Source organism: Pseudomonas sp. GW821-FHT07E12 (assembly GCF_058986605.1).
Window position 1 is genome coordinate 286,678 of sequence record NZ_JBYSVX010000002.1, and the last position, 10,985, is coordinate 297,662.

The window sequence follows — 10,985 nt, forward strand, 5'->3', positions numbered from 1 at the left end:
GGGGCCGGCAAGTGGGCCACGGGCCTGCTGTCAACGAAAATCACCTATCCGCATACCGATATGTCATATAGCGACAAGTCGTGCGATTAGGCGACACGAAACCCGCCGCACGGCCCCGCGCCTTACAATTGGCCGATGGAAATCTTCAAAGTCTTCACCCTGGAAGCGGCCCACCGGCTGCCCAACGTCCCGCCCGGGCACAAGTGCGCGCGCCTGCACGGCCATTCGTTCCGCATCGAGCTGCATGTCAGCGGCGAGCCGGGCGTGGACACCGGCTGGGTGATGGATTTCGGCGACATCAAGGCCGCGTTCCGGCCGATCTACGACCAGTTGGACCATCACTACCTCAACGACATCGAAGGCCTGGAGAACCCGACCAGCGAACGGCTGGCAACGTGGATCTGGGACCGGCTCAAGCCCGCGCTGCCGCTGCTGAGCGAAATCGTCGTCCACGAGACCTGCACCTCGGGCTGCCGCTACCGCGGCTGAGCCGCGCGGATCGCCGGTTCGGCGCCTGCACCGGGCACGAAACCGTCGTCCCGCTGTCATACAACTGACTGACGAATAAAGGAAATTGGCTCCGTCGAACGGACTTGCCAAAAACCTGTTGCGTCGCAGCAAAAAGCGAGTATGCTGCGACGCAACATCGGTAAACACAGTCCCTCGGGGTTGAAGATGTCCGCGCAGTTCGAAGGTTTCGACCGCTATACCCAGCAGTTCGCCGCCCTCGCGACCCGCGCCAACCAGTTGGCCCTGGAAAACGCTGAAAGTGCCTTCGGCCTGCAATTGCAGGTGCTGGAACGGAACGTCAGCGCGACCACCGGCCTTCTGGGCGAGTTTGCCGACGCGCGCAACTTGGACTCGTTCCAGGCGCTGTGGCCGAAGGGTCTGCAGCTCGCCCGCGACAACTTCGAACGTGTGGCTTCGGCCCAGGATGAAGTGGTCGGGATGAGTCTGAAGGCATCGGAAGTCATCGGCGAGATGGCCCGGCAGCGGTTCGAGCAAACCTCGGAACGTGTGCAGGCGAAGCCCGGCAAGGCCGGACGTCGCAAGCGGTAAGCGCCAGAACAACTTGAGCGGTATTTGCATGGGTCCCTCCCCCCATGCAACCCGGCCCGGCAGATCCCTCCCTCTGCCGGGCCTTTTTATTGCGTTGTTGTTGCCTTATTTTTTTGTAGGAGCGGCTTCAGCCGCGATGGGACTGTCGCGCGGATCTCTCTGCAAAAGCCCACGGGGATTCAAACGGGAAAGCCCCATCGCGGCTGAAGCCGCTCCTACAACGGCAGGTGCAGGGCTTCAGCCAGCTTGGCCGGATCGACACCCGGCGCATACGGGATACGGCCCCAGCACGGCATCGTCAAACGCTGCTGCAGCAGTGCGAAATTCTGGTCGATCCGCTGCATGCCTGGATCGACCTCGTTGGCGATCCAGCCGATGCAGTCCAGACCGTCCGCCGCGATCGCCGCCGCCGTCAGGCGCGCATGATTGAGGCAACCCAGCCGCAGGCCGACCACCAGCACCACCGGCAGTTGCAGCGCGCGTGCCAGGTCGGCCTGATCGAGTGTCGCACTCAACGGCGCGGCCCAGCCACCGACACCCTCGACCACTACGGTATCGGCCTGCGCACGCAATGCATCGAATGCGGCGTGGATCGGTTCCAGGCTCAACGTCACACCGGCTTCGGATGCGGCGATTTCCGGCGCCAGCGGCAGCGGCAGCGCGTACGGGTTGACCAGGGCGTAGTCCGGACGCGGATCGCTGGCCGTCTGCAGTGCCAGCGCATCCTCGTTGCGCCAGGCGCCGTCGATCCATTCGCATCCTGCGGAGACCGGCTTCATCCCGACCGCGGTCCGGCCGCGCGCGCGCAAGGCGTGCAGCAGCGTCGCGCTGGTCACGGTCTTGCCGATGCCGGTATCGGTGCCGGTGACGTAGAAGGCGGAAAGCGGCATGCGGGAACCTCGCGAGCGGGACGTATCAGTGGAGGGCGCGCAGGATAAACCGTCACACCGGCCGCGGCTTCCCCACGACGGGCACTGCTAGACTTCGCGGATGTTCGCAACCTCCTCGCTGACCGGCAGCAAGCCGGAACAATATGCGCAGCTGTTGGCGCAGGCGCAGGCGCTGGTCCACGGGGAACCGGACCGGATCGCCAACGCCGCCAACCTGTCCGCACTGATCTTCAACAGCCTGCCCGCGCTGAATTGGGCCGGCTTCTATCTGTATGACGGCCGCGAGCTGGTGGTCGGGCCATTCCAGGGCCTGCCGGCCTGCGTGCGCATCCCGCTCGACAAGGGCGTGTGCGGCGCGGCGGCGCGCACGCGCCAGACCCAGCGCATCGCCGACGTCGATGCCTTCCCCGGCCACATCGCCTGCGATTCGGCCTCGCGCTCGGAGCTGGTGATCCCGCTGGTCAAGGGCGACACGCTGATCGGCGTGCTCGACCTGGACAGCCCCGAGCTGGCGCGCTTCGACGAAGACGACCAGCGCGGCCTGGAAGCCATCGCCCAAGCGTTCATCGACACGCTGGCATGAGCACCGCGCAGCTGCGCAACATCGGTCCGAAGAGCGCGGCATGGCTGCGCCAGGTCGGTGTGCGCACGCAGGAGGACCTGGCCGCGGCCGGCGCGATCGGCGCGTTCCTCAAGGTGCGCCGGGCCGGCTTCAAGCCCAGCCTCAATCTGCTGTATTCGCTGGAAGGTGCGCTGACGGGTTGCCATTGGCAGCAGATTCCGGCGCCGCGTCGTCTGCAGCTGCAGGCGGAGCTGGAACAGGCGATCGCCGAGCAGCCGGCGCCGCGCGGTCGTCCGGTGGGTGGGCTGGTGACCACTACGCATCATTCTGCTGACGAAGCCGATGGTGATTCATTGGCTTCGCCTGATGCGGAGCATGATGAGACGGCAGATTAGAGCCGCTGCGTGCCTGTGCAGGTCACTGAAATTCTTTTCGCAAAGCGAGAAAACTTTCCTGACCTGGGAAGATCAAGTGTTAGAAGATAAGACCGTCATTCCCGCGAAAGCGGGAATCCATGGACGTCAACGCATTGAAAGACAACGTCCTTGGATTCCCGCTTTCGCGGGAATGACGGTTTGAAGGCGGTTGCTCCAATGAAGTTCAGCTCAATGCGATTCAGCGCGACTCAGCTGCAAACCGCAGCGCCGGCCCGAGCGACGCGCCCAGCGTCTCTCCGTGACTCAAACCTGGCAATTCCTGGTACTCAGCCTTCACATGTGCTGCCTGCAGGCGCTCGACCAGCTTGCGCGCTGCATCCGGCGGCACACTCCCACGCGCCGCCTGTCGCTGTTTGATCTTCTCCGGATCCATCGCGCCGCCCGCAGGCGAACGTCGTTCCGGCGGTTTGCCACCGGTGCCGACGATCACCAGCAGACGCCGATCGCCCGCACCTGCAGCGACGGAATCGCGCTCGGACTCCTTGACGATGAACCCCTCGCCCCACCACAGCGACGGATCGGTCGCGACGTAGTGGGTGAACAGCTGCGGGCGCGTGAGCAAGGCATGCAGCACGAACAGCCCGCCGTAGGAGTGGCCCCACAACATCTGGCGACTGCGGTCGATACGCACGCGCTGCTCGACCTGTGGCTTTATCGCCGTCTCGATCAGTTGCAGGAACGCAGCGGCGCCACCGCTTCTGCGCTCCGGCGCCAGCTCGTCGAACTCCGGCGCGCCATCGTTGCCACGCGTCGGCGTGTAATCGAACGAGCGTGCCACCGAGTCGATACGCAGATCGTTGTCATAGCCGATCATCACGATCACCGGCGCCGGACCCGTCTCCGTGAGCGAGGCCAGCAACGGCTCGTCCAGTTCCATCAACGCGGCATTGCCGTCCAACAGGTAAGCCACGGGATAGCCCTGCGCCGGTGCGACCTGTTTCGGTATCGCGATGCGCACGCGATAGCGGCGCGCACCATCCGTGGACGCCAGCCGGAATTCCTCGAAGCGGTACGACGCCGAACCGGTATCGGCCAACGTCGTTCCCAGCTTGCGCGACAAGTCCGGTTGCGCCTGGGCTGGCATCACACCCGCCATCGCCAGAGCGATCCACATGGCCACGCGCCATCCTGTCCTGCTCATTCGTTTCTCCGTCGCGCTGCAATCGGGCAACCGGTCGCAGCGCACATCAATCGCATCAGAATCCGAAGTTCAGGCTCGCCCAGTAGGCGCGGCCCGGCTCGTTGTAGGTTGCCGCACCGGCGGTGCTGGCCCTGCTGCCTTCGCGGAAGATCCGCTTGTCGGCCAGGTTGTTGATGCCGAGGCCGAAGCTGACCTGGCGGGTGATGCGATAGCGCGTGCTCACGCCCCACAGATGGTAGGCGCCCAATGTGTCGCACGCGCCGAGCGCATCGGTGCCGCAGACCCGTTCGTCGTTGCGATCGCGCGAGGCCTGCTCCTGCTTGCCGTAGAAAGTGCCGGTCAGCGCGAACGACAATTTTTCGCTCGCCTGCCAATCCAGCGAGGTGTTGACCGTGTACTTGGGAATCACCGACAGCGGCTGACGGGTCGCCTTGTTCTCGTTCTCGATCATCCAGGTGAGATTGGTGTTCCACATCAGTACGTCACCGCGCTCACCCAGCAACGGCACTTTGACGTTGCCTTCCACGCCCTGCACGACCGCCTCGGAGGCGTTCACCCACTGGTAGACGTAGGCAGACCCGGAGGTCACGTAGTAATCGCTGTAACCGGCAACGATCTTGTTGTCGTAGTCGTTGTGGAAGTAGGTCAACGAGGCGTGGTAACCGGTGTCCGGCACCCACTCGATGCCGATTTCCTTGTTGATGCTGGTTTCCGGCTTCAGCTCGGCGTTGCCCTGGATGTAGCAGCCGCCCGCGCCGGTGTAGTAATCAGGGCAGCCGTTGCCGCGGGTGTAGTACAGGTAGTTGGGGTTGGCCTGGTACAGGTTCGGCGCCTTGAACGCGCGTGCCACGCCACCCTTCAGCAGCCACGCCTCGGCAAGCGCGTACTGCACGTTGAGGCTGGGGCTGAAGTTGTTGCCGAACTGGCTGTGATGGTCGAAGCGCAGGCCCGGGGTCAGGGTCAACCGGTCATTGACGTAGAGGTTGTCCTCGACGAATACGGCTGCGGTCTGCGCATCGCTCTTGCCGTCGCGGTTGCTGGTGTCGATGCCGGTGATGCCGGTGCCCGACTGCGACATCGAGTACGGGTCGTCCAAGCGGCTGTCGCGATATTCGAAGCCGAGCGTCCAGACGTTTTCCATGCCGCCGATCAGCGACGGGACATTCACTTCGCCATCGAACACATAGTCCTTCAGGTTGGAGGTGGTCCACAGAGGCGATGCCGCGATGGTGCCTTCGGGACCGCCGGCGAGGCCCTCGCTGAGGCGGGTGTTGTCGGTGTCGTTGTAGGAGAAGCTCAGCCGCGAGGTGCCGAAGTCCCACTTGCCGCGGTGGGTGATCGCCGCGCTGCGGCGAATCATGATGTTGGTCTCCGCGCCGATCAGCCTGCTCACCGAGGTGGTGGTGGCATTCAGGTATTCGCCCGCGTAGATGTTGCCCTGGCGGCTGTAGCCAATCTCGAACTCGACAGTCTGGTTCTCGGTCGGATCCCAGCGCAGCAGGCCGTCGATGTCCTGGTTGCGCACGCCTTCGCGACCGGCCGCCGCGATGCCGCTGCTCGAATGGGCGCTGTTGATGTCGGCGGCATCGGCATCGGTCTTGTTGAGATTGCCGTACAGGCGGAACGACCAGTCGCGCGCGAGCGGGCCGCTGAGGGTGAAGCCGGCGCGCTGGCTGCCACCTTCGTCGCCGTGCTCGGGCACCAGGCCGTACAGCGACACCGTGCCGGTCAGGTCGCCGGTCGGCTTCCTGGTGATGATGTTGACGACACCACCGGCGGCGCCGGAACCATAACGCGCGGCAGCCGGGCCACGCAGCACCTCGATGCGCTCCACCGCCTCGGCCGGCACCCAGTTGGTGTCACCGCGACTGTTGCGCTCGCCGGCCACGCCCATGCGCACCGAATCGCGCGCGCTGACACGGCGTCCGTCGATCAGGATCAGCGTGTTCTCCGGGCCCATGCCACGCAGATCGATCTGGCGATTGTTGCCGTAGGCACCGGACGCACTGTTGCCGGTGAGGTTGACGCCCGGCATGGTGCGCAGGATCTCGGACAGATCGTTGCCCGGCGGGCGGCGCTCGATGTCTTCGGCGGTGATCACCGAGCTGCCCAGCGCCTGCCTGGCGATCTGCTCGGCGGTGACGTGCACGGTATCCAGCGTGGTCGAGCCGTCCACGCCGGCATTCCCGGCCGCGGCAATGGCACTGAAGCCCAACAGCGCCGCTGGCAGGGCCAACGTCAATGGACGAACCTGGGACGCAACCAGGCGTCCGCGATGGACGTGCGCCGGGCGGGTAACAACGGACATGGCAAAACCTCTCGTCAGAGCAGAAGGCGTGAACCTCTGGCGACGGCTGAGGCAGGAATCAGCGAAGGAGCGCGACGTGCATCGCGACAGGGCGCGAACAGATGCGCCGCGCTGGGTGCGTGATTATGACATCGATGCGAACCGTTCTCAAAACGGAGCAAGGTTCGCGTTGCTGCCGCGAGCCCGGTAATCAAGGTTCTCCGCTGACCACATCACGTAGCGTGATGCGATGCGACCGTGGATGTGCTTCAGGCCGCGGCTTCGCTCAACTGCGGCAGTGTCAGCAACTCGCGCATATCATCGACGATCGCGATGGCACCGGCGGTGGCGGGATCGAACCCGCGCAGATAGCCGTAGCGCACCATCGCCAACGGCATGCCGGCGGCGTGGGCCGCGGCGGCATCGGTGGCCGAGTCGCCGACCATCAGGCAGTGCGTCACCGGCTGGCCGAACTGCGCTGCCAGATGCTGCAGCGGGGCAGGATCCGGCTTGCGCTCGGGCAGCGAGTCGCCGCCAAGCAATGCGGAGAAGCACCTCCCCAGACCAAGGTGATCGAGCAGCGGTGCGACGAAACGGATCGGTTTGTTGGTACACACCGCCAGTGCGACGCCGCGTTGCTGCAACACGAGCAGCGTTTCGCGCACGCCGGGATACACATGCGGGTGATGCAGCAGGCACTCGCCGTAGTGACGCATCATGTCCGGCAGCACCTGCTCCAACGCGGCTTCGCGCCCCTGCTCGCGCAGCGCGGTCGCGAGCAGCGTACGCACGCCCTCGCCCACCCAGCCGCGTACCGTGGACTCGTCGACCGTATGCAATCCCGATTGCGCGAGCGTGAGGTTCAACGCCTCGGCGATGTCGGACACGCTGTCCACCAGCGTGCCGTCCAGATCGAAGATCACCAAAGGGAAAGCGGGCATCACGACTCCTGAAGCGGGAGCGCGCATTCTAGTCGCGCATCACGTCTGTCGTACGGGTGCTCACCAGTCACTGCGATCGGCCATGCGTGTGGCCAGGAAATCCAGGAACACGCGCACCGCACGCGGTTGCTGCCGGCGCGAGCCGTATACCGCGAACACGCCCATCTCCTCCAGCGCGTAGCCTTCGAGCACTTGCCGCAACGCGCCGCTGGCCAGCGCGGACGCGACCAGATAGCGCGGCAACATGGCGAGCCCGTTGCCGGCCAGCGCGGCGATCATCAGCGCGCCGGCCTCGTTGCTGCGGAAACCGCCCGCGATCGGCACGCTGATCTCGTGGTCACCGTCGCGGAAGTCCCAGCTATGGCGTCCGACGTGCAGGTGGGCCATGCACTGGTGATTCGTCAGCGCCTGCGGCGTCTCCGGCACACCATGGCGTTCGAGGTAGCCCGGAGAAGCGCAGATCACCGAGCGGCAGGTCGCCAGGCGCCGCGCGATCAGGCCTTCGTCGAGACGCCGGCTGATGCGCACCGCGACATCGACACGTTCGTCGACCAGATCGACCACGCGCTCGACCAGATGCAGTTCGACCTGTACCTGCTGATGGGCGCGCATGAAATCGTTGAGCGCCGCGCACAGGTAGGCATGGCCGAACGAGGTGCTGGCGGTGACGCGGATGCGACCGCGCGGCTCGGGCATGTCGTCGGACAGCTCTTCACGCAGGGTCTCGCCCAGCGCCAGCATCGTGCGGAAGCGCTCCAGCGCGACCTCGCCGGCACCGGTCAAGCCGATCCGCCGCGTGGTCCGGTGCAACAGGCGCGCGCCGGTCCAGCGCTCCAGGTCGGCCAGATAGCGGGTGACCATCGCCCGCGACATGTCCAGCGTCTCGGCGGCGGCGGTCAGGCTGCCGCGCTCGGCCACGGTGACGAACACGGAAATGGCGGTCAGACGGTCCATTTGATCGATCCATGCAACAACTCATCGACTTATACGGCATTTTTCGATCGATTCCCGCGCCCTACTCTGATCGCGACACCCCAACGCAAGGAATCCCCGTCATGAAGATTGCCCTCATCGGCGCCAGCGGCAACATCGGCCGCGAGATCGCCCGCCAGGCCGTGCAGCGCGGCCATCAGGTCACCGCCATCGTGCGGCCCGGCAGCACCCTGCCGGAGGAGCTCGCCGGCCTGCCGACCGCCGTCGCGCCGCTGGACGATGCCGCCGCGCTGGCGCAGGCCATCGCCGGCAACGACGTGCTCGCCAGTGCCTACGGCCCACGCCCGGGCACGCCGATCGAAAGCATCGGCGCGGTCGCCGGCGCGACCGCCGAGGCCGCGCGCCAGGCCGGCATCCGCCGGCTGGTGGTGGTCGGCGGTGCCGGCAGCCTGGAAGTGGCACCGGGCCAGCAACTGGTCGACACCCCGGACTTCCCGGCCCCGTACAAGCCCTACGCGCTGGCCCACCGCGCGGCGCTGCAGGTGTTGCAGCAGCAAGCCGACCTGGACTGGACCTTCCTGTCGCCGGCCGCCGAAATCGGCCCCGGGCCGCAGAAGGGCCAATACCGCACCCAGGCCAAGGCACTGCTGACCGATGCTTCCGGCCACAGCACGATCAGCTATGCCGATTACGCCACGGCCTTCCTCGACGAGATCGAGAAGCCGCAGTACCTCCGCCAGATCGCCACGGCGGCCTATTGAGCCGCAGCGGCCAGTGCTCCCGCACCGGCCGCTTCCCTTTCCCGATACCCGAGGTCGCCATGTCCCGTCTTTCACTGCTTTCCGCTGCCTGCATCCTCGCGCTTGGCCTGTCGTCCTGTGCCAAGCCCGAAGACACCTCGAACGCCACGACGCCTGCGACCACACCGGCAGCCACAACGGCCACGACTCCAGCCAGCGAGCCCGTCAGCGCACCGCTTTCGGTGCAGGTCTACAACCCGGGCGCCGATGGCATCTTCCAGGTCGCCTCGGTGCTGATTACCGGCAAGCAGGACGCGATCCTGGTCGATGCGCAGTTCTCCACCCGCGACGCCGCCAAGCTGGTCGAACAGGTGAAAGCCTCCGGCAAGCGACTGACCACGATCTACATCAGCGGCGGCGATCCGGATTTCTACTTCGGCCTGGACACGCTTGCGCAGGCGTTTCCTGACGCGAAGATCGTGGCGCCGGCGGCGATCGTCGAACACATCCGCCAGACCAAGGACGCCAAGCTGGCGTTCTGGGGCCCCAAGCTCGGCGATGGCGCTCCCAGGCAGGCCATCGTGCCGGAAGTACTGCAAGGCGATCACCTGAGCCTGGAAGGCCAGAGCCTGCAGATCGTCGGCCTGGACGGCCCCACGCCCGAGCGCAGCTTCGTGTGGGTACCGTCGATCCGCACCGTGCTCGGCGGCATCCCGGTGATGGCCGGCGAACACGTGTGGATGGCCGACACGCAGACCCCGGAATCGCATACGCACTGGCTGGAAACCCTGCAGAAGATCGAGTCGCTGCAACCGCAGCGCGTGATCCCGGGCCATTTCGCACCCGGTGCACCACAGGACCTGGCTGCGGTGCGCTTCACCGCCGATTACATCCGCGCCTTCGACGAAGAAACCGCAAAGGCGAAGAATGCCGACGCTCTGGTCGCAGCGATGAAACAGCGCTACCCGACATTGATCGGCGTGGACTCGCTGGTGCTCAGCGCCAAGGTCGCCAAGGGCGAGATGAAGTGGCCATGATCAACGCGACCCTGCACTACTACTTCGACCCTCTGTGCGGCTGGTGCCATGCCGCCGCACCGCTGCTGGATGCCGCAGCCGCCCAGCCAGGCTTGTCGCTGGCCATGCACGGCGGTGGCCTGATGAGCGGAACCAACGCACGCCGCATCGATCCGGCGTGGCGCGACTACGTGATGCCACACGATGCGCGCATTGCGCAGTTGAGCGGGCAACCGTTCGGCGAGGCGTACTACGAAGGCCTGCTGCGCGACATCGGGGCACCGCTGGACTCCACCCCGCCGATCGCAGCGATCCTGGCCGCGCAGTCCCTCGGCGTGGACGGATTGAGAGCCCTGCTGCGCCTGCAACGCGCGCACTTCGTGGAAGGCCGTCGCATTGCCGAAGTGCCGGTGCTGGTGGAACTGAGTGGTGAGCTAGGCTTGCCGAAAGACGCCTTCGCGCAGGCCCTGGAAGCGCAGTTGGCCGGCCCCGCACAGGCGCACATCGCGCAGAGCCGCCAAGCCATGGCGGGCGACCAGGTGCAGGGCTTTCCGAGCCTGGTGCTGGCACATGCGGATGGTCGCAGACAGCGATTGGAACCGGGTGCGTTCCTGGGTCGTCCCGAGGCTTTTGCCGAGCACCTGGACATGGCATTGGCTGCATGACGGGGGTATCGACCGGATAGCCGCGTGGCTATTTGATCGTTCCCGCGAAGAGCCAAGACGCTGGGTCCCCGCCTTCGCGGGGACGACGGTAGATAGATTGCCTGCGCTGTTGGTTGTTGCTCTTGTCTCTTGCTCTTGCTCTTGCTCTTGCTGTTGCTCTTGCTGTTTCTGTTGCTGTTTCTGTTGCTGTTTCTGTTGCTGTTGCTCATGATTTTGACGTTGCTGTTGGCTTCTATGGGCCCCCCATCCGCAGCGACGGAGCCAGCGGGAAAAACCCGAAGGGCGACGTGCATGGATGCACGTCGTTTTCTGCC

At 65.6% G+C, this 10,985-nt stretch carries 13 protein-coding genes; 8 read left to right on the forward strand and 5 right to left on the reverse strand.

The window, feature by feature from the left end; genetic code table 11:
* The first annotated feature begins 135 nt into the window (after positions 1-135).
* Positions 136-489: a 6-carboxytetrahydropterin synthase QueD gene (gene queD / locus AC3WJE_RS02765; RefSeq protein ID WP_493729245.1), complete on the forward strand. Its 354-nt coding sequence runs from the start codon at positions 136-138 to the stop codon at positions 487-489.
* 186 nt (positions 490-675) lie between these two features.
* Entirely contained in the window at positions 676-1,059 is a 384-nt protein-coding gene (locus AC3WJE_RS02770) for a phasin family protein (RefSeq protein ID WP_493729246.1), read from the forward strand.
* Between the two features lie 215 nt (positions 1,060-1,274).
* Here AC3WJE_RS02770 and bioD read toward each other — a convergent pair whose 3' ends face one another.
* The gene (gene bioD / locus AC3WJE_RS02775) at positions 1,275-1,949 is read right to left on the reverse strand and encodes a dethiobiotin synthase (RefSeq protein WP_493729247.1); all 675 of its coding nucleotides are present in this window, start codon (positions 1,947-1,949) and stop codon (positions 1,275-1,277) included.
* Positions 1,950-2,049: 100 nt separating this feature from the next.
* Between bioD and AC3WJE_RS02780 the strand changes: the two genes are divergently transcribed.
* Together AC3WJE_RS02780 and AC3WJE_RS02785 are read left to right on the forward strand one after the other, a co-directional pair.
* A complete protein-coding gene (locus AC3WJE_RS02780; RefSeq protein ID WP_493729248.1) occupies positions 2,050-2,532 on the forward strand; it encodes a GAF domain-containing protein in 483 nt (160 codons plus the stop codon).
* Positions 2,529-2,906, forward strand: a complete 378-nt coding sequence (locus AC3WJE_RS02785; protein WP_493729249.1) for a TfoX/Sxy family protein — start codon at positions 2,529-2,531, stop codon at positions 2,904-2,906. Before AC3WJE_RS02780 ends, AC3WJE_RS02785 begins: the two co-directional genes overlap by 4 nt.
* Before the next feature lie 220 nt (positions 2,907-3,126).
* Here AC3WJE_RS02785 and AC3WJE_RS02790 read toward each other — a convergent pair whose 3' ends face one another.
* The 4 genes from AC3WJE_RS02790 to AC3WJE_RS02805 all read right to left on the reverse strand — a co-directional run bounded on the left by AC3WJE_RS02790 (position 3,127) and on the right by AC3WJE_RS02805 (position 8,271).
* The gene (locus AC3WJE_RS02790; protein ID WP_493729250.1) at positions 3,127-4,089 is read right to left on the reverse strand and encodes an alpha/beta hydrolase; all 963 of its coding nucleotides are present in this window, start codon (positions 4,087-4,089) and stop codon (positions 3,127-3,129) included.
* A 55-nt stretch (positions 4,090-4,144) separates the two neighbouring features.
* The gene (locus tag AC3WJE_RS02795) at positions 4,145-6,397 is read right to left on the reverse strand and encodes a TonB-dependent siderophore receptor (protein WP_493729251.1); all 2,253 of its coding nucleotides are present in this window, start codon (positions 6,395-6,397) and stop codon (positions 4,145-4,147) included.
* Between the two features lie 248 nt (positions 6,398-6,645).
* A complete protein-coding gene (gene gph / locus AC3WJE_RS02800; RefSeq protein WP_493729252.1) occupies positions 6,646-7,317 on the reverse strand; it encodes a phosphoglycolate phosphatase in 672 nt (223 codons plus the stop codon).
* A 60-nt stretch (positions 7,318-7,377) separates the two neighbouring features.
* Entirely contained in the window at positions 7,378-8,271 is an 894-nt protein-coding gene (locus AC3WJE_RS02805) for a LysR family transcriptional regulator (RefSeq protein ID WP_493729253.1), read from the reverse strand.
* Positions 8,272-8,372: 101 nt separating this feature from the next.
* On the opposite strand from AC3WJE_RS02805, the gene AC3WJE_RS02810 reads away from it, so the two are divergent.
* From AC3WJE_RS02810 to AC3WJE_RS02825, 4 genes are all read left to right on the forward strand, one after another.
* Positions 8,373-9,011, forward strand: a complete 639-nt coding sequence (locus tag AC3WJE_RS02810) for an NAD(P)-dependent oxidoreductase (protein WP_493729254.1) — start codon at positions 8,373-8,375, stop codon at positions 9,009-9,011.
* Positions 9,012-9,070: 59 nt separating this feature from the next.
* Complete coding sequence (locus AC3WJE_RS02815; RefSeq protein WP_493729255.1) at positions 9,071-10,027, forward strand: MBL fold metallo-hydrolase; 957 nt, start codon at positions 9,071-9,073, stop codon at positions 10,025-10,027.
* Positions 10,024-10,671, forward strand: a complete 648-nt coding sequence (locus AC3WJE_RS02820) for a DsbA family protein (RefSeq protein ID WP_493729256.1) — start codon at positions 10,024-10,026, stop codon at positions 10,669-10,671. The genes AC3WJE_RS02815 and AC3WJE_RS02820 overlap by 4 nt, the downstream gene beginning before the upstream one ends.
* A 122-nt stretch (positions 10,672-10,793) precedes the next feature.
* Positions 10,794-10,985 (forward strand): hypothetical protein (locus AC3WJE_RS02825; protein ID WP_493729257.1); only part of this gene is annotated, 192 nt, incomplete at its 3' end.